Genomic DNA, 18,589 nt, shown 5'->3' on the forward strand with positions numbered 1-18,589 from the left:
AACCGCTCAGTCCACCACCCGAACTTTCAACAAGCTCCCACCGTGAACGCGGTGGGTTGCTTTTTGATAATCGGATTCATTGGCGTTGTGGATGTTTGGCACAAACTTCTGCGGATTCCGGTCATAGAGCGGAAACATCGTGCTCTGAACCTGCACCATGATCCGGTGGCCTTTTTTGAAGGTGTGTAGAATATCGATCAGTTCGTAGTTGACGTTGGTCACTTCGCCCGGCTTGAACGGTTTGGGATTGGTTTTATCATCGCGGAATTTCCCCCGAAACGCATCGTGCCGGATCATTTGCTGAAAACCGCTCATTTTCTCGTTTTTAGCCGTATTCGCGTTATCTTTTGCATCGCCCGGATACACGTCGATCAGCTTCACCATCCAGTCAGCATCGGTGCCGGTGGTCGATACTTTCAGATTCGCCAGAATGTTACCGGCCAGCGTCACGTCTTTGTCGAGCACGTCGGTCTGAAACACCAAAACGTCAGGCCGACGGGCGGCAAACCGCTGGTCTTCCACCATGTAATCGCGGTTCATTTCCAGCGAAATAGTTTCGGTAAACGGCACCGGTTTCTTCGGATCGGACACAAATTCGGCAAAACCGCTGCTGGTTGCCGGGGCATCAAAAGTCAGTTTTCCAGTTGGCAGCAGGTATAGATTTTTTTCAACGGCGGCTTTGGGCGGCCAGGCGTCGAAGTTCCGCCATTTGTTACTTCCGGTTTCAAAAACCTGGGCTTCAGGAAATTTCGCATCGCCTTCACCTTTCAGAAAATACGCAAAAAACTTCCGCTCCACGTTTTCCTGAAAATACGGACCGGTTTTTTCGCCAAAATTGACACTGCCCAGTTGATCGCCGGTATCGTTCCAGCCGCCGTGCGTCCACGGACCTGCCACCAGAATGTTGTAAATGCCGGGATTCTGCTTTTCAATGGCTGCATATGTCTTGAAAATACCGTGCAAATCCTCAGCGTCGTACCAGCCGCCGACAATCATCACCGCGTGTTTGATACCTTTCAGGTGCGGTAAAATGTTCCTCGACTGCCAGAACTGATCGTAATTCGGGTGGGCCAGGTTGCCGTTCCAGTACGGATCTTTTCCTTCGTATAACCCGGCTTTCTGCGAATTTTTCATCGGACCGAGGTTCAGGAAAAACGCGTAGCCGTCTTCCGTGCCGTAGTTAAATTCCTTAGCAGACGGCGTTTTCGTTGGGGTTCCGTCCGTCCGGTTCGTAAAATAAGGGTAGAAATTGAAGTTGTGCGGAATCAGAAAAGCGCCGTTGTGGTAGCTGTCGTCCCGCCAGAGGTCGGCCATTGGTGCCTGGGGCGACGACGCCACCAAAGCCGGGTGACCGCTCAGCGTGCCTGCCGAAGCATAAAAACCGGGGTAACTGATTCCCCACTGCCCCACTTTACCGTTGTTATTCGCAACGTTTTTAATCAGCCAGTCGACCGTATCGTAGGTATCCGTGCTTTCGTCGACATCGGTTTTAGACTTTTTATTGGGAATTTGCGGAGTCATTTCCTGGAAAACGCCTTCGCTCATCCAGCGTCCTCGAACGTCCTGATAGACAATAATATACTTGTCTTTTAGAACAAATTCAGAAGGGCCAAGCCGCCGGGCCGGGAACTGATCCGTCCCGTATGGGCGGCAGGAATACGGCGTTCGCTGCATCAGGATGGGGTATTTCTTTTCCACCGAAATGTCCTTCGGAACATAAACCGCCGTGAAGAGTTTGATCCCGTCGCGCATCGGAATCTGGTATTCGAACTTGTTGTAATTTTCTTTGATGAACGGATTGGCTGCCGGAGCCTGGGCAAAACTTTGAATGGAAATTGCCCAAAAACAGATAATCAAAACGTAGATTTTCATAGATGTACCGACGGACTCAGTCCGTTTTTTTAGATAGTAACTCGCGATCAACAAATGTGAAACCAGATCATTCCTCCAGTCCTTTGGTACGTCACTCATTTTGAAGCGATTTGGTCGGATTATTTAAAGCCGCTTTAATCGTCTGAAAACTAATGGTGGCCAGTGCAATCAAAACCAGAACCAGCATCGGAATCAGCCAGTGAAACGGGTTCAGCTCGATCCGGAAGGCATACACCGACAGCCATTGGTGGATGGAATACCACGAAACCGGAATCGCCAGCAGACCAGCCACGAGTAGCAAACGCATTGACTCCCAGGCCAGTAATCGTAACACACTGGCGACCGACGCGCCCAGCACTTTCCGAACGCCAATTTCTTTCGTCCGCCGGGCCGTGTTGTACGAAGTCATTCCGAACAAGCCCATGCAGGCAATCAGAATCGCCAGCGACGAGAACAGAATGAAAGTACGGCCAAACTGACGATCCTGCCGGTATTGCCGGTTGAAAAAATCATCCAGAAAGAAGTAGTCCATCGACGATTCCGGGAAAAACCGCCCCCAAACCGTCTGCACTTTTTCGACCAGGCCATCTACCTGATTAGTGCTGATTTTCAGAGAGTAATAATCCGTCGGAAGCCAGCGGTAGTCGGGGTCCATGAATAAAATCAGGGGCGTAAACTGCTTCTGGAGCCCCTGCTGGTGGTAATCTTTGACAACCCCAATGATTTCATTCGGGCGGTCATGGGTCACCTCCAGCAGGATTTTTTCCCCAATGGCATCTTCGTTCGATTTAAATCCGAACTGCCTGACGGCCGACTCGTTCAGAATCAGCCCCGTCGAATCGGCGGGGCGGCTGCGGTCGAATGCACGACCCGCAGCCAGTTGCAGGTCGTAGGTTTTCAGGAAATCAAAGTCGATCATCAGCATTTCGTACAGCCGATCGGATTCCGGACCTTCGTGCAGTCGGCGGTTGGCCAGCATCTGCCCCACTTCTTTCCCCGGCACTGCTCCCGAACCCGTCACCTCCGTAATACCCGGAACGGCCCGAAGGTCATTTTTCAGGGTCTGGGTTTTCTGCGCATAATGATCGGTTTTCACGGGCGCTTTCAACACCAGCACCTGATCCACGCGAACTCCTAAATCCTGATTCATCATGTACGCCAATTGACGCCCAGCGACAAACGTCCCGACAATCAGGATCATCGAGGCCATAAACTGAAAAACGACCAGTCCTTTGCGCAAAACCGCCCCGCTGCCCGTAAACCGGTATTGGCCTTTTAAGGCAAGTACCGGTTTTACCCGCGACAAAACCAGCGCCGGATAAATGCCCGAAACCACGATTCCAACCAGAAATATTACCGCAAAAACCGCATACTGCGTGGGTTCGCTCCAGTCGAATGAAGTCGTCGGAATGTCCAGAAAGCCCGGCAAAACGAAATGAGCGATAACCACAAGCAAGACGGCCAGCACCAATGCCAGCACGTTGAGCAGCAGCGATTCGAATAAAAACTGAAACACGAGCAGAGACTGATGCGAACCGATGGTTTTCCGAATGCCGATTTCCTTCGCCCGGTCCATCGCCCGGGCGGTCGACAGATTGATGTAATTGACCCAGCCAATGATCAAAATAACGAACGCGATAACCGACAAAAATTGAACCGCCCGGCGATTGCCCTTGATCTCAATTTCGTTCTGGGTAGCCGGATTCAGGTGAATGTCGTGCAGCGGAACCAGGTCGATGCTCCAGACATGGTCGCGGAGGGCTTCGGCGGTTTTGTATTTTTCTGACAAGGCCGGGAATTTGGCAATCAGCTTCGCCGGATCGGTTTGAGGTTTTAGCCGGACAAAGGAGTAACTTTCGTGCTGGTACCAGAAATCCCAGTTGCGCCGGTTCGACGTGGCAAAGGACATAAGCATACTAAATTGCATGGTCGAATTGGACGGTAAATCGGCAAACACGCCCGTTACCTCGCAATGATACGAACTCGCAATGGTGCTGACATCCAGGTATTTGCCCAATGGATCGGCGTTTCCGAAATACCGCCGGGCCGCCGATTCCGAAATCACGATGGTATTGGGCGAGGTCAGGAACGTCCGCCGATCACCTTTGAGAACCGGATAGCCGAAAAAAGTAAAGAAATTGGAGTCAGCAAAGCAGACGTGGTCCTCCCGAAACTTGGCTTCCTCGTACCGAACGACGCGGGTCGAGCCCCGCCAGGCGATGCGCGTGAACGCTTCGATTTCCGGAAAAGCCTGTTTCATAGCCGGGACGTAGCCATTGGAGCTGGTCGCCCAATGTTCAGTCTGTACTCCGTTTTTATAAAAGACGCTTTCGACTCGATACACCCGGTCGCCGTTCGGATGAATCCGATCGTAACTTTGCTCGAAGCGGACGTAACCGGAAATCAGCAGAAAAGCCGCCATCCCGAACGCCAGGCCGGTGATGACAATGCCGGTGTAAATTTTATTTCGCAGAATGGTTCGAAAAACGACGGTTGAGTAATGTCGAAGCATGGGCCTGAAAATGAGAGAATAACCAGGGAACGGTTTTGAGGAATTTCATTTACTCCCTAAAATACGCACAATTAAAAAAGAATACCGACTTAGCTTCGAAATAGAGTAATTTTAACCCGGTTGCGACCGAAATCCGATCATGAAGTAATCCAAAAAAGGAAGAAAACCGCTGAAAGGCTTATAATTCCATCGTTTCCGCGGGCCGCAACCGGCGCAACTGGGTTTCCAAACTGAGACTTCGGATGTCGAGTTCCTGCTCAATCCGCCGAATGGCCTCGTCGCTGTAGGTCCCGTCCTTGTGCCACTGGATGATCAGGTCGCGCTGGTGGTCAACAATTGCTAATTCGCTCTCAACAAACTCTTTAAAGAAATTCGGTCCGGAAATGGGTTCTCCTTTTTTAGGTTTTTCATCCATTCGCAAAATACCATTCAGGTAGTTGGTCTGCTGCTCAAACCGGTTTTTCAGTTCGCTCAACACCTCATCGTGCAGATTCAGTGACAGCTCCCCTTCGATAAACGTAATCGAACTGGTGGTGATGGCCAGTCGAATTTTCTTCTCTTCTGCCAGAACTTTCTCCGGCGGTTCTTTCACGTTCAGCCGCCGGATCAACACCGGTAAGGTTAGCCCCTGCAACACCAGCGTGACCAGAATCACCATGAAGGATATGAACAAAATTTCGCTCCGCATTGGAAACGGATGCCCATTGCGGAGGGTAATGGGCAACGCCAGGGCCGTCGCGAGGGAAACTACACCCCGCATTCCGGCCCAGGAGGTGATGAACAGTTCGCTGGAGCTAAACCGGAAAACCCGTCTCCCGCGTTTTCGCATCATGGCGTAGAGATAAGCCAGCGGAAAAATCCAAATAATCCGGGTAATAATCGCCACAAAACTAATGAGCAAACCGTATCCAATTAAGGCCGGTATGGAATCGCCCCCGATACTTTTCGTTATCACGGGTAATTGAGAACCGATCAGAATAAAGACAAAACCGTTCAACAGAAAAATCAGAATATTCCAAAAACCGTTGATTTGCATCCGGGTTTGAAACGAATAGATTTCGTAGGAATGCCAGGCCAGGTACAAACCGGTAGCCACCACCGCCAATACGCCCGAGGTATGCAGGTGCTCGGCCACCAAATAGGCCATGAAAGGCATCAACAGCGTGATCGTGGTGGCAACCGTCGGATTTTCGAGCCGGTTATGAATTTTGGTAAAAATGTACCCAATGGCCAGTCCGATGGCGACTCCGCCCAAAGCGACAACCAGAAACTGCAGACCGGCCTGCCAGAGCACAAAACTCCCGCTGGTGACGGCGGCCACAGCGTACCGGTAGGCAATCAGCGCCGACGCGTCATTGACCAGACTTTCGCCTTCCAGAATGGTGATCAGCCGCCGGGGAAGACCCAGCCCGCGCGTGGCACTCGTCGCAGCAACGGCGTCGGGCGGTGAGGTGATGGCTCCCAGCACAAACGCCAGCGGCCAGGTGAAACCGGGAATGAAATAATGCGCGGCTGCAGCCACGGCCACTGTCGTCAGGAAAACCAGCCAAACCGCCAGCATCCCGATGGGGCGCCGATAGGCTTTGAATTCGTGCCACGAAATGTTACCGGCAGCTTCGAAGAGTAAGGGTGGCAGAAAAATTAAAAAGACCACTTCCGAGTCCAGGTGAATGTCTGGAATGCTGGGGATAAAACCCAGCACCAGTCCCGCAATCACCAGGAGAATCGGGTACGGAATTTTCAGTTTCTGCGTCACCGAAGCCAATGCGGCCAGAATGGCCATTAATATCAAAACAATTTCAAGATTGGTCATCGGGTCAAACGGGTCTGTTTAACGAAAATGCTTACCTTGTAAAATTCAAAAACCGGGAATTCGGCCCATTAACAAGCCTATTAAGGGCATCGGTTTGTAAGCGTACGCGGATAGTTCGTCCGATTTCAACGGAATCAAGTTATGGTTTTTCAAAAAAACAAAGCCATTCGGCGCGGTATTTCTTTCTTCCTGATCTCCCTGATCGGTTTTGCCTCTTTTGTTCAATCGAAACCAACGCTGGAGCAACTCAAACAGCAGATTGAGCTCGAATTCAAAAAGCAGCCGGGGCGGTTTGCGGTCGCTTTCAAAGATTTAACTAACGGACGTGAACTTTTGATTCGGGAACAGGAGGTTTTTCATGCCGCCAGTACAATGAAAACGCCGGTGATGGTCGAAGTGTACAAGCAGGTGGCTCAGAAGCGGTTTTCCCTGACGGATTCTGTTCTGATTAAAAACCAATTCAAAAGCATCGCCGACGGCAGCCTCTACAGCCTCCGGCCCGAGGACGACAGCGAAACGAAATTGTACACCGAAGTCGGCAAAAAGCGGACGCTTTATTCGCTCATGTACGATATGATTATTGTCAGCAGCAACCTGGCTACCAACCTCATCATCGACTTGGTGGATGCTACAAAAGTGACGCAAACCATGCGCGAACTGGGGGCTAAAAACAGCAACGTTTTGCGGGGCGTGGAAGACACCAAAGCCTTCCAGAAAGGGCTGAACAATACCGTTACGGCCTACGACCTGATGGTGCTGTTTGAAAAAATCGCCACCGGAAAGGCCGTTAGTTCCCAGGCATCGGAAGCAATGATCAAGGTGTTACTCGATCAGCACTTCAGCTCCGTGATTCCGGCGAAATTGCCGAATGACGTGAAAGTAGCCCATAAAAGCGGTTCTTTCGCGACGGTTCGTCACGATTCCGGGATTGTTTACCTCCCCGATGGCCGCAAATACGTGATCGTTCTACTTTCAAAAGAAATGCCGGATGATGCGGCTGCCACCGAAACGCTGGCGACCGTTTCCGGCCTGATTTACCAGTATGTGAAATAATAAGCCAGCTTAATGCCCGTTTTCATATCAGATCTGGACCATTATTTGCTTGTAGATTCAATAAAGAATTATGAAAAAAATCGCTTTACTCCTGCTGCTGTTTTCCGGCCTGGTCACAAACGGCTTTTCACAGGATATTTATCCGGGGGCAAAACCCGAAACCCTATTCACTGCTGCGGTTGAACAACGGTTTTTACGGGAGTTTACCGAAAAATTTAAAAGTGATTTCGACGCTCCGGCCCAATACGCCAAAGCGCAGACGCTGGGCGTCGATGGTTGGGAAATGAACCTGTTTACGGCCCGGAAAGCCCAACAGGCTTTTTACAAAGACTATCCGCAGGCGGGTCAATTTTCCGAGAACTTCAAAAGATACGTTGAAAACTGCATTCGCTGGAATTACTGGCATTTGCTCATGGCCTGGCCCATTGTGCGGACGAACGTTCAGGCGACTCAGCAAACCGTGCCGTCGCTGCCCGCCGTGATGCTGGAAGGGTTCGATGAGTCGAAGGTCAATGATGAAACCGCCATGACGTCCGAACCGTACCGGAATTTCCTGTTCTATTACGTGACGTATTTCAATTCCAAAGCCCGGAATTTTGCCAAATACACGCAAAACGACCTGGACAAGATTCTGCCGGAGAAAGCCGGTTTTGCCCGCCAGCACCTGAGCGGTTTGCCCTACCAGTATACGCTGACCCGGCTTTTGCTCGACAATTGTGAAAAAGCCGCGCCCTCGTCCGTCCGCACGGTTTTTGCCGCGCTCACTGCCACGCCCAATTCTGCGACATATGCCGATCTGGTAAAAGCCCGCTGCGGAGCGGTAATGGCCCGAAAAGACGAGCCCAAACCAGAGGTTGCCGCGAAAAAGAAAGCCGTCGATCCCAACGTTTTCTCGTTTGTGAATCAGAACGGCGAGTCGGTCACGCTCGACGATTTTAAGGGAAAAGTGGTTTATCTCGACGTCTGGGCGAGTTGGTGCGGCCCCTGCATTGGCGAAGTGCCGCATTCCAAAAAACTCTATGAGCGTCTGACGAAGAAGCAGTTGGAAAAAGTAGCGTTCCTGTACATTTCCATCGACGATTCGGAAACCAACTGGAAAAATGCGGTGAAAACCCATCAATTACCGGGCGAACAGGGCTGGTCGAAAGGGGGCTGGCGGTCGCGAATCGTGCAATACTTCGGCATTCAAAGCATTCCGCGGTATATTTTGATCGACAAAAAAGGGCAGATGGCGGATTTAAACGCCAAACGGCCCAGCAGTGCCGAGGCCGTTTGGCAGGATATCATGAAATTACTGGACGAGTAAGCGGTTTTAATTATCCCGAATCGGGGCATCCCGCGAATCGGCGTACGCTTTACTAAAATCGATCTTTTTGACCTGGCTGGCCACGTACCGGATGCCCTGAAAAATGTGTTTGATGAACATCGGATCTTCCGAGTAATCCTTTTTATCGTGGCCCAGGGTCGTACACCAGGTGTAGCCGCCGTCGAAATTATAGTACCAGGCCGCCGGATAAAGATTCGTAAACGTCCCGCCGAACATCTTTACTTTTTCAGGTTCGTCGCTGGTAAGCGAAGTCAAATCGTGCGCCATAACGACCGTGGGTCCCGGTGACATTTCCTTCGTGAAGTAGAACTCGTCGGCCTTTTCCCACACTTTGGGAATGCCCTCCATCGACGGATGTTTCGTGTCGATGACGGTGGTTTTAAACTTCTGGAATTTGGGATGCCAGGCAAACGTGCCGCCGATCATGCGCTTGAACCAGGTCCAGTTTCGCTCGGTGCCGGTCACGGAATGGACGCCCACAAAACCGCCCCCGGCTTCGATATACCGGCGGAAGGAAAGGCGCTGCTCGTCCGTATCAAAAACATCATTATTCGTGCTGGGGAAAATCAGCAACGTGTATTGCTTCAGATTATCTTCGGTAAAAACCGTCGGCTGGTCCGAGACGTCCACCTTAAAACCGTTCTCCTCCCCCATTTTCTGGATGCTCTTTACCGCAAAAGGAATGTTGTCATGAACATAGCCCTTTCCATTTTTGGTATACACCAATACCTTGATTTTCTTCCAGTTAACCTTTTCTTCCTTCTGACTCCAGCCCGCCGATGCGGTCAGCACCAGCAATAAACCGGTCAGAAAAGTTGTAGCAATTCGATTCATGGGAAATAGATTATCTGACTGATGATCATAGACGCTGGACCATTGACGATAGACCATAGACCATTGTTGATCGTCAATGGTCTATGGTCTATCGTCAATGGTCAAATATTAAACCTTCAATTTTACATCCTGAGCCTGTTTCTGGGCTTTCAACGCCAGTTCAGTGGTCAGAAAACAGTGAGCCTGGGTCATGGCGGTTTCGGTCCGGTTTAGAATGTCGTCGATCAGCAACGAACCGTAGGGCGTTACCACCTGGCTGCAATCGATGGTTTTCGTTTCCTTGTTATCGACCAGAAAGAGGTGATTGCCACCTTCGCGCCCGCTGATGTCCACGTTCTTGCGAATTTCCATAAACCCATCCGTCCCCAGAATCGTCAACCGGCCGTCTCCCCAGGATTTCAGGCCGTCCGGCGTAAACCAGTCGACCCGGATGTAACCGGTTCCGCCGTTGCCGCGCACCATCGCGTCGCCGAAATCTTCAAACTTCGGGTGATCTGGATGGTTGGTATTGCCTACCTGCGAAGCCACTACTTCGGCCTGCGTCGATCCCGTGAAAAACAGAAACTGATCAAACTGGTGCGAAGCAATGTCACAGATGATGCCGCCAAACCGTTGTTTGTCCCAAAACCATTCGGGCCGGGATTTCGGCGTTATGCGGTGTGGACCGAGGCCGATGGTCTGTATCACTTTTCCAATAGCACCGGCTTTGACGAGTTCGCCCGCTTTGATGGTTGCCTTGTTCTCAAACCGTTCGCTGTACATGATCGAGTAAATTCGTTTGGTTTCCTTCTGAACCTTCCGAACCTCGGCCAATTGTTCGAGCGTCGTAATACCTGGTTTATCGGCCATGTAATCTTTCCCGGCTTTCATGACGCGAATGCCGAGCGGGGCGCGCTCGTCAGGAATTCCGGCACTGACCACCAGTTGAATGGAATTATCGTCCAGGATTTCCTTTTCGCTTTTGGCCAGCTTGGCTTCGGGATAGCGTTTGGTGAAGGCAGCGGCCAGCTCCGGTTCTTTGGCGTAGAACGAAACCAACTGTCCACCACCCCGAATAACGGCTTCCACCTGCCCGTAAATATGGCCGTGGTTAAGCCCAATGGCCGAAAACCGGATTCGGGGCGCTCCCTGCGGCCGCGCACTGCGACCCACCAGAGGCAGTGAATGCGGTGGTTCAGTGGCTGCCAGTAGCTCATTCGGCAGGGCACTCAGGCCGGCCAGACCGGCCGCGGTGGCGACGGATTCCTTGATAAACCGGCGTCGGTTTGCTTGTCGTTTCATAGCGTACCCACGGATCAAAGCCCGTGATTTTTGGTCGTTTAGTGCTAAATTTTCAGGTTCAGTAATCACGAATTACCGCGTAGCGACGGTTGATCCGGAAGTGCGTTTGGCCAGTTCCAGCGCCTGCGTGGTCGTGTGGTATTTGGCCAGCATGTTCGGAACTTCCCAGGCGGGCAACGAACCGGTCTTCAGGTACTCGAGGTATTTTTCTGCAACCCGACCGAAATGTGCTTCGTGGCTTTCTTTGAATTTTTCCGGGATGACCACTTCCCAACCTTTGGCAATTTTCTTTACATCAACACCCGGATAGGTCTTCTGAATAACTGGCAAAGCGGTTTTCAGTGCAGTTTCCGTATCGGCTTCTTTTCCAATCGCTTCAATGTACAGCGTCGGTTTGAATTGCTGCTCGGCTCCCTGCCGGATGATGAGATTAGCTTTGGTGCCGCGCATGATCGAATAGTGCGTATCGCCGGTTCCCTCGGGAGCCTTGTATTTCCAGATCACCGACACTTTGGCGTGCACTCCGCGCAGCTGGTAGTTGATTTCGCCGTTGCTGTAAACCCGCAAGACGCTGTCTTTCACCACATCTTTTTTCAGGTAATCCGGGAAAGCCTTCTGTTTCGTAATGGCCGTAAACTGGCTCAGGGTCATATCCGTTGTCCAGTGGCGGGCGGAAGTCAGCGCGATATCTTTCTGGTAATCAATCGTTTGTTCCGGAAAACACTCCCACTGCACCAGGTCGACCAGGTGGGTCGTTACGTCAACGATTCCTTCGCCCTGCTGGGCAACATCCATGAACCACGACGGCCGGGTGAGAATGCTGCCCGACACATTTTTGTAAAAATGGTGAACACTTTCCTTGGTCACGGCCGGGTTCTCGGGCGTTCCTTTTTCCAGCGTCCCAAAAACGTCCGGCTGCATCGAAAACGCCCGCTGCAACAGCGTGCTGATTTCGTAGCGCTCCGTCATGATGTCGTAAAGCAGCACCTTGTTTTTCTCCGCCGTGGCAAACGCATCTTTCAGTTTATCGAAATTGGCCGCGCTGATGAGCATCGGTTTATCCGCCAGCACGTTAAAACCGGCGGCAATCGTTTTCTGAATGTAATCGGTCTTCAGGCGGTTATTGCCCGACATCACCACCACGCTGGCCGCCTTGTTGGCCTTGCCCTGATCGGCCAGCATTTTATCCAGAAAATCCGCGCCCAGATAAACGTCTTCGTGCCAGTGCGTCGGGTTTTCCGCCCGGCTATTGTAACCGTTAATCTTATCGAGGTGTAACTGCACTTCCGGACCATCCGGCGCATACACCTGGACCGTTGAATCGACTCCTTCATACATGGTTTTCTGAACCAGCGCGGCATGAAAATGGCCGGGATCGAGCGTAATCAGGTGAATCATGTCATCCTTGCTTTTCTCAGACTGACAGGCGGTAATCAGCGCAGCTAGAAACAGGCTGCCAATAATGGGCGATATTTTCATTCGAATGGGTGCTCCGTTAACGGGATTTGGCGGTTTTTGATGAAGCTACGGTTTTAATGGCGTAAGCCGATCGTTGAGTTCTTGCTAAAAGTTTATTGGCTTCCGGGTCATTCTTGAACTGCTCTTTTTTCGGATCCCAATACAGTTTCCGGGGCAGTTTCATAGCCGCGTGATGCAGCAGACAGGCCGAGCACGAACGGTGACCAACCTCAGCGGGAGCAATCGGCTCCTTGCGGCTAACGATGCTTTCCAGCCAGTTGCCGTGGTGTTCCTTGCTCACCGGCAGGTGAATTTCGTTCGGACCAATCACGGATGTAATGATCTTGGGGTCGCTGGCATCCAGCGCTTTAGCCGCATTTTGTTTGGCAACCGGATCGCTGGCGGTTACTGCCGCATCACCGCGCGACACAAAAATCCAGCCGTCGGTTCCTTCAAATTTGATCCCGTTGGGCAGTTCGTTGCTCACGATCATGTGCACCCCGTTTTCGTACATAGCCTCGGTGCGAAATATCCCGTGAACATCCCACAAACCGCTCTTCGGGAAATCGGCTTTCCCCCAGATTTCGATCGGACCGGTATATTCAGTATCCATCGCCCAGTGGGAACAGTCGATGTGGTGCGAGCCCCAGCCCGTAATCATTCCCGCGCCAAACTGCTCGCAGCGCAACCAGCCCGGCCGGTCGTAACCCACTTGGGGGTGCACCCGTTTTTCGGTGTAATACACCTCCGGTGTTGTGCCGAGCCACATGTCGTAATTCAGATTTTTCGGAATGGGCATTTCGGGTTCCACATCGCCCGAAGGATCGCCGGGCAAACCGACGTAGACGGTTTTCAGTTTTCCGATCCGGCCATTGCGCACCAGTTCAGCGGCATACCGGAACTGGTTCGACGACCGCTGCTGACTGCCCACCTGCATGATCCGACCCGTTCTTTTCACGGCATCGGCCATCAACCGCCCTTCCGAAATGGTCAGCGAAGCCGGTTTTTGCATGTAAACATCCTTTCCGGCTTCGACAGCGTGCACCACCATCGGCGCGTGCCAGTGGTCGGGCGTGCTGATCAAAACCGCATCGATATCTTTGTTAGCCAGGAGTTCGCGGTAATCGCCGTAGCCTTTTACGCCATCGTAGGATTTACCGGATTTCTTGGCGTAAACCCCATTGACCAGTTGCTTTCCTTCTTCAACCCGCTTGCTGTCCACGTCGCAAACCGCCATGATCAGGGCATTGTCGTATTGCCAGACGCCTGGCAAATCGTGCGTCCGCGAAATTCGCCCCACCCCGATCGCGCCGACGTTGATGCGGTTACTGGGCGCATTTTTGCCAAATACCGAGGCCGGTACAATGCTGGGAAAACCACTCACGAGGGCCGTCGTAGCCAGAGCCCCTTTGGCCGACAAGTCGAGAAATTTCCTTCTGGTTACAACTGATTTTTTATCCGGTTCCATAAGATGGCTAGATTGATAGAGGTTATTCCTTAAAAACGCACCGATTATCTGACTGAATTCGACCATCAGACCTAAGCGAAAAGAAGCAAGATGATCCCACTTTTTAAGGCCTTAAGTCATTAATCTATTCTCTTTAATCCTTGTCTACCTACAATAAGAAACGACGCGTCGATTTTTACTATTCATTTTTCAAGAACGTACCAATAACCGCCCGATTCGCCGAAACAATCCTCCACTTAAACCCCGATTTTTTCCACTTGACCTTATTTTATTCCGTTCCATCCGGTCTGGGTTTTACTTTCGCAGCATAAACAACAAATACACACCAGATGAATACGAACGTTAAATTAATTCAGTCGGCCCTTGGGCTGGCGATCGGCATGTGGATGCTGGCCTGTGGAGGGCCGAGTTACGGTGTCATCAACGCTGGAAAATCGAAAGCAAAAGCGCCAACCAAAGGAAAGCAGGCATTATTGAATCAGTCGGCGAAGAATTTGAAGGCAAAGGGCCTGATTGCGACAACCAGCGACGCCATCGCTTTTGAACGAAGTCAGAAAAAGAGTTCATCGATCAGTGGTACATCGAAAGTTATAAATAGCGCCACCACCTGTTTAGAGTCATCTTCAAAAAACCACCTTTTCTTCTGGCATTGACCATTCGGCCATATAGTCCGAAACCGGTTGATGCCTTTTGGTTGGTAACGATTCAGCTTTCCCGAAAAGTGCAAGGCTCCCTGCATTCTTCTTCAAATCCGGTTCGAACAAAATCTTTGTAGCTGGCGATAAACCGCGCGGGGATGTTCCTTATTTGCGGTTTTGGCCGCTTCTTTTCGGTGCAATGAGTATCTTTCGGAGTCTTTCGCTCCCACTATGAAAAACTTGTACACCGTTGCCGTTGTTTTGCTGGCTTCGACCCTATCGTTTGCCCAAAAATCCAAAGACACCTGGGATGTGGCCGCTTCGCACGGTCCTTCCAAAGAAGTCAGTTTAACGACCAGTGAAGGCACCTGGATGAACCTCGACGTGAGTCCCGATGGCCGCGAAATCGTTTTCGATATGCTGGGCGACCTCTACACCTTGCCCATCACCGGCGGAACGGCCAAATTATTGGCAGGCGGTTTACCGCTGGACATTCAGCCGCGCTACAGCCCCGACGGCAAGCGGATTTCGTTCACCAGCGACCGCGCCGGTGGCGACAACATCTGGACGATGAACCGCGACGGTTCCAGTCCGCGCCAGATTACCAACGAAGATTTCCGGTTACTGAACAACGCCGTCTGGACGCCCGACGGCCAGTATCTCATTGCCCGCAAGCACTTTACGAGTCGCCGGTCGCTCGGCGCCGGTGAGCTTTGGCTGTATCACGCCGGAGGAATTACGTCGGGTCTGCAGCTCACCAAACGAAAAAACGACCAGCAGGACGCCGGTGAACCCTGCGTTTCGCCGGATGGTCGTTATGTTTATTTCAGCGAAGACGTCAGTCCGGGGCCAATTTTCCAGTACAACAAAGACCCGAATGGGCAGATTTACGCCATCCGGCGGCTGGATCGGCAAACCGGCGAAGTGAAGAATATCATCACTGGACCAGGTGGGGCCACACGTCCGCAGATTTCGCCCGACGGTCGGCAGCTGGCTTTTGTCCGGCGCGTTCGTACCAAAACCGTGTTGTTCATCCACGACCTGAAAACCGGTGAGGAGTTTCCGGTTTTCGATCAGCTGAATAAAGACCAGCAGGAAGCCTGGGCCATCATGGGCTTGTATCCGAATTACGACTGGCTGCCCGACGGCAAAGAGCTGGTGATCTGGGCCAAAGGTAAATTATTCCGGGTCAACGTGTCGACGGCCAAAGGGGTTGAGATCCCGTTTTCGGTCAATGCCAAACTGACGGTGACCGACGCCGTACGTTTTCCGCAGACGGTTTTTTCGCCGACGTTTGAGTCCAAAATGATTCGCCACGCCCGCACGTCGCCCGACGAAAAAACGCTGATTTTTCACGCTGCCGGTTTTCTTTATACGAAAACGCTGCCCAACGGCCAGCCCGAACGATTGACGAAAGAAACCGCCAGTTTTGAGTACGAACCCAGTTTCAGCCCCGACGGAAAGTTTCTCCTTTACACCACCTGGAATGATTCGTTGACGGGTAGCATTCGGAAACTGGATTTGAAAACCCGCAAAATTGAAACCCTGACGCGGGAAAAGGGCTTTTACAACACCCCGGTTTTCTCACCTGATGGTACCCAGATCGTGTTTCGGAAATCGACCGGAAACGGTTTTATGGGTTTTGCGTACGGCAAGGAACCCGGTTTGTATGTCATGGCGGCCAACGGCGGCACGCCAAAATTCATTCGGGAAGACGGCGAAGACCCGCTTTTCAACAGCACCGGCGACCGGATTTATTTTGTGGAAGACGGCGCTACGAAGGCCTTCAAGAGCGTGACGCTGAACAATGCCGACGAGCAAACGCATTTTACGTCGCAATATGCCACGCGCTTCGTTCCCAGCCCTGATTACCGCTGGATTGCGTTTCAGGAGCTTTTTCAGGTCTACATTGCTCCGTTTACGCAGGCCGGGAAAGCCGCCGATCTTTCGGGCGGCACCAGGGCCTTCCCGGTTTATAAAGTCACGCGCGACGCGGGCGATTACCTGCATTGGTCGACCGACAGCAAAAAACTGCACTGGACCATTGGCCCCGAATATTTCACACGTTCCATTCAGAACAGTTTTGCATTTGTCGAAGGCGCTCCCGAAAAACTGCCAGCGATCGACAGCACCGGCCTTCCGATCGGTTTGAAACTTACCACCGACGTTCCGAAAGGCATTGTGGCTTTCAAAGGCGGCACGGTTTTAACGATGAAAGACGATGCCGTGATCGAAAACGGAACTGTGGTGGTGCAGGACAACAAGATTCTGGCGGTAGGACCAGCCAGTTCGGTCAGCATTCCGGCGGGGGCCAAAATCATCGATGCGACTGGGAAAACCATCATGCCCGGCCTGATCGATACGCACGCGCACATCGGCACCGGCGACGGCAAATCACCCCAGCAGCAGTGGTCGTATTTCACGAATCTGGCCTACGGCGTCACGACCGTCCACGATCCGTCGTCGAACACCGAAATGGTTTTCAGCCAATCAGAAATGGTCAAAACCGGTCGGATGATCGGTCCACGGGTGTATTCAACGGGAACGATCCTGTACGGTGCCGACGGTGATTTCAAAACGATCATCAACAGCCTCGAAGACGCCCGTTCGCACCTGCGCCGGATGAAAGCCGTGGGCGCGTTTTCGGTCAAAAGCTATAACCAGCCCCGCCGGAACCAGCGCCAGCAGATCATTCAGGCCGCCCGCGAACTGGGCATGATGGTGGTACCGGAAGGTGGCTCGTTTTTCAACCACAACATGACCATGATCATGGACGGTCACACGACAATCGAACACAATATTCCGGTCGATCCGGTTTACAAAGACGTGGTGTCGTTGTGGAGCAACAGCAAAACCGGTTATACGCCGACGCTCATCGTAGCTTTCGGTAGTGTTTCGGGCGAATATTACTGGTACCAGAAAATGAATGTCTGGGAGCAGGAACGCCTGTTGCGGTTTACGCCCCGCGCCGTGGTCGACAGCCGATCTCGTCGGCGGACGATGCTGCCGGATGAAGAATTCGGGCACGTAGGCAATTCGCAGACCGCTAAACAACTTTCCGACGCGGGCGTGAGTGTTCACCTCGGAGCGCACGGTCAGTTGCAGGGTCTGGGAGCGCACTGGGAACTCTGGATGCTCGGACAGGGCGGTATTTCAAATCTGCAGGCGCTAAAACAAGCCACCATCATTCCGGCCCGAAACCTGGGACTTGACCGGGAAATCGGATCGCTGGAAGTTGGAAAACTGGCGGACCTACTGGTGCTGGACAAAAATCCGTTACAAGACCTTCGCAACAGCGAAGCGATTCAGTTTGTGATGGTTAACGGTCGTCTTTTCGATGCTGCTTCGATGAACGAAACCGGCAATTACAACCGCCCGCGCAGTAAGTTTTTCTGGGAAAATAACCGCTATAACGACGCCTTTGAATGGCACGCCGAAACCCAAAGCTTCGGCCACATTCATTGTATTTGCCAGGGGTTGCATTGATGGTTTGCGGTTTTCAGTTTACGGCATTCGGTTGGCGGACGCGTTCTTGTGGCAACTTGTGTCAGTCTCAGCGGGGACCACAACCGAATACAATAAACTGAAAACCATAAACTGTACACCGAAACCCGCAATCTTGTTACCGTATAATATATTAGGCTACAAACCGTTGTTTAAACGCGGTTTACGCCCATTGATCCAAAAATATTTCAATTAAATTGCGAGCTAAAACTTATAGCTTGATAAACTTGATCCCATGAAAAAAGCCCTTCTGTTCCTATTACTTGGCACAACTGTATTTGTGAGTTGCAATAAAGACGATGATGACACAACGCCTGCGGTGAAAACCAAAGCGGAAATGCTGATTAATACCTGGGAAGTTCAAAGCGGAACAGTAGGTTTGGGAGCTGCTGCCCCCATTCCTGGTTACACCAAAGGTGGCTCGACTAACCTGCTGGATATGAGTAAATTCCGCATGCAATTTAAAACCGGGGGTGACTTTGTTCAAACCAGCTTAGAAGGTGTCAGCACAAGCGGGAAATGGGCTTTATCGGACAACGATACGAAACTTACATTGACTACTCCCGCCCTTCCGGCCCCCGATGTCTGGAACATTACCAACCTGACGGAAACCAATTTTGATTTTGGCCGCGTGATTGCCGGAAATTCAACTGCGCCCGGTGACTTGTATTGGAAAAACCTGATCGATACCTACGGCAAACCCCTTGGTATTACTTCAGCAAACGGTGTTACCATTGCCGTTAAAACCATTCCGGTCAAATAAAAAATTCAGTATATAGCGAAAGCAAAACCGCATCGGGATCAAATTTCCGATGCGGTTTTGTTTTAC

General features: G+C 51.7%; 12 protein-coding genes. 5 read left to right on the forward strand and 7 right to left on the reverse strand.

What is annotated here, in order from left to right; translation table 11 throughout:
• Positions 1 to 6 precede the first annotated feature (6 nt).
• From GJJ30_RS15855 to GJJ30_RS15865, 3 genes are all read right to left on the reverse strand, one after another.
• Positions 7 to 1,872: a CocE/NonD family hydrolase gene (locus tag GJJ30_RS15855; RefSeq protein ID WP_154176140.1), complete on the reverse strand. Its 1,866-nt coding sequence runs from the start codon at positions 1,870 to 1,872 to the stop codon at positions 7 to 9.
• A 91-nt stretch (positions 1,873 to 1,963) separates the two neighbouring features.
• Positions 1,964 to 4,384: an ABC transporter permease gene (locus GJJ30_RS15860; RefSeq protein ID WP_154176141.1), complete on the reverse strand. Its 2,421-nt coding sequence runs from the start codon at positions 4,382 to 4,384 to the stop codon at positions 1,964 to 1,966.
• A gap of 178 nt (positions 4,385 to 4,562) precedes the next feature.
• Positions 4,563 to 6,197 carry a Na+/H+ antiporter gene (locus tag GJJ30_RS15865; protein WP_154176142.1) on the reverse strand — a complete coding sequence of 545 codons (1,635 nt, stop codon included), beginning with the start codon at positions 6,195 to 6,197 and terminating at the stop codon, positions 4,563 to 4,565.
• A 141-nt stretch (positions 6,198 to 6,338) separates the two neighbouring features.
• Between GJJ30_RS15865 and GJJ30_RS15870 the strand changes: the two genes are divergently transcribed.
• On the forward strand, positions 6,339 to 7,250 hold the full coding sequence (locus GJJ30_RS15870) for a serine hydrolase (protein WP_154176143.1): 912 nt from the start codon (positions 6,339 to 6,341) through the stop codon (positions 7,248 to 7,250).
• Positions 7,251 to 7,320: 70 nt separating this feature from the next.
• Positions 7,321 to 8,556, forward strand: coding sequence for a TlpA family protein disulfide reductase (locus GJJ30_RS15875; RefSeq protein WP_154176144.1), 1,236 nt, complete (start codon positions 7,321 to 7,323; stop codon positions 8,554 to 8,556).
• 6 nt (positions 8,557 to 8,562) lie between these two features.
• Here the strand turns inward: GJJ30_RS15875 and GJJ30_RS15880 are convergent, their stop codons facing one another.
• The 4 genes from GJJ30_RS15880 to GJJ30_RS15895 form a co-directional block, all read right to left on the reverse strand.
• The gene (locus GJJ30_RS15880) at positions 8,563 to 9,411 is read right to left on the reverse strand and encodes a ThuA domain-containing protein (RefSeq protein WP_154176145.1); all 849 of its coding nucleotides are present in this window, start codon (positions 9,409 to 9,411) and stop codon (positions 8,563 to 8,565) included.
• A gap of 108 nt (positions 9,412 to 9,519) precedes the next feature.
• Positions 9,520 to 10,692 carry a Gfo/Idh/MocA family protein gene (locus GJJ30_RS15885; RefSeq protein WP_154176146.1) on the reverse strand — a complete coding sequence of 391 codons (1,173 nt, stop codon included), beginning with the start codon at positions 10,690 to 10,692 and terminating at the stop codon, positions 9,520 to 9,522.
• A 72-nt stretch (positions 10,693 to 10,764) separates the two neighbouring features.
• Positions 10,765 to 12,171, reverse strand: coding sequence for a putative oxidoreductase C-terminal domain-containing protein (locus GJJ30_RS15890; RefSeq protein WP_154176147.1), 1,407 nt, complete (start codon positions 12,169 to 12,171; stop codon positions 10,765 to 10,767).
• A 16-nt stretch (positions 12,172 to 12,187) separates the two neighbouring features.
• Positions 12,188 to 13,618: a Gfo/Idh/MocA family protein gene (locus tag GJJ30_RS15895; protein ID WP_154176148.1), complete on the reverse strand. Its 1,431-nt coding sequence runs from the start codon at positions 13,616 to 13,618 to the stop codon at positions 12,188 to 12,190.
• A 329-nt stretch (positions 13,619 to 13,947) separates the two neighbouring features.
• Here GJJ30_RS15895 and GJJ30_RS15900 point away from each other — a divergent pair, with 329 nt between their 5' ends.
• The 3 genes from GJJ30_RS15900 (at position 13,948) to GJJ30_RS15910 (ending at position 18,523) form a co-directional block, all read left to right on the forward strand.
• Complete coding sequence (locus GJJ30_RS15900) at positions 13,948 to 14,271, forward strand: hypothetical protein (protein WP_154176149.1); 324 nt, start codon at positions 13,948 to 13,950, stop codon at positions 14,269 to 14,271.
• Positions 14,272 to 14,487: 216 nt separating this feature from the next.
• On the forward strand, positions 14,488 to 17,742 hold the full coding sequence (locus tag GJJ30_RS15905; protein ID WP_154176150.1) for an amidohydrolase family protein: 3,255 nt from the start codon (positions 14,488 to 14,490) through the stop codon (positions 17,740 to 17,742).
• Positions 17,743 to 17,995: 253 nt separating this feature from the next.
• Complete coding sequence (locus GJJ30_RS15910; protein ID WP_154176151.1) at positions 17,996 to 18,523, forward strand: hypothetical protein; 528 nt, start codon at positions 17,996 to 17,998, stop codon at positions 18,521 to 18,523.
• Positions 18,524 to 18,589: the final 66 nt, after the last annotated feature.

This window comes from Larkinella terrae (assembly GCF_009668025.1).
In the GTDB taxonomy this organism is placed as follows: Bacteria; Bacteroidota; Bacteroidia; order Cytophagales; family Spirosomataceae; genus Larkinella; species Larkinella terrae.

Excerpts from the sequence above, each read along its gene's own strand:
- GJJ30_RS15855 (WP_154176140.1), bottom strand. The coding sequence starts at position 1,872 with ATGAAAATCTACGTTTTGATTATCTGTTTTTGGGCAATTTCCATTCAA.
- GJJ30_RS15860 (WP_154176141.1), bottom strand. The coding sequence starts at position 4,384 with ATGCTTCGACATTACTCAACCGTCGTTTTTCGAACCATTCTGCGAAAT.
- GJJ30_RS15865 (WP_154176142.1), bottom strand. The coding sequence starts at position 6,197 with ATGACCAATCTTGAAATTGTTTTGATATTAATGGCCATTCTGGCCGCA.
- GJJ30_RS15870 (WP_154176143.1), top strand. The coding sequence starts at position 6,339 with ATGGTTTTTCAAAAAAACAAAGCCATTCGGCGCGGTATTTCTTTCTTC.
- GJJ30_RS15875 (WP_154176144.1), top strand. The coding sequence starts at position 7,321 with ATGAAAAAAATCGCTTTACTCCTGCTGCTGTTTTCCGGCCTGGTCACA.
- GJJ30_RS15880 (WP_154176145.1), bottom strand. The coding sequence starts at position 9,411 with ATGAATCGAATTGCTACAACTTTTCTGACCGGTTTATTGCTGGTGCTG.
- GJJ30_RS15885 (WP_154176146.1), bottom strand. The coding sequence starts at position 10,692 with ATGAAACGACAAGCAAACCGACGCCGGTTTATCAAGGAATCCGTCGCC.
- GJJ30_RS15890 (WP_154176147.1), bottom strand. The coding sequence starts at position 12,171 with ATGAAAATATCGCCCATTATTGGCAGCCTGTTTCTAGCTGCGCTGATT.
- GJJ30_RS15895 (WP_154176148.1), bottom strand. The coding sequence starts at position 13,618 with ATGGAACCGGATAAAAAATCAGTTGTAACCAGAAGGAAATTTCTCGAC.
- GJJ30_RS15900 (WP_154176149.1), top strand. The coding sequence starts at position 13,948 with ATGAATACGAACGTTAAATTAATTCAGTCGGCCCTTGGGCTGGCGATC.
- GJJ30_RS15905 (WP_154176150.1), top strand. The coding sequence starts at position 14,488 with ATGAAAAACTTGTACACCGTTGCCGTTGTTTTGCTGGCTTCGACCCTA.
- GJJ30_RS15910 (WP_154176151.1), top strand. The coding sequence starts at position 17,996 with ATGAAAAAAGCCCTTCTGTTCCTATTACTTGGCACAACTGTATTTGTG.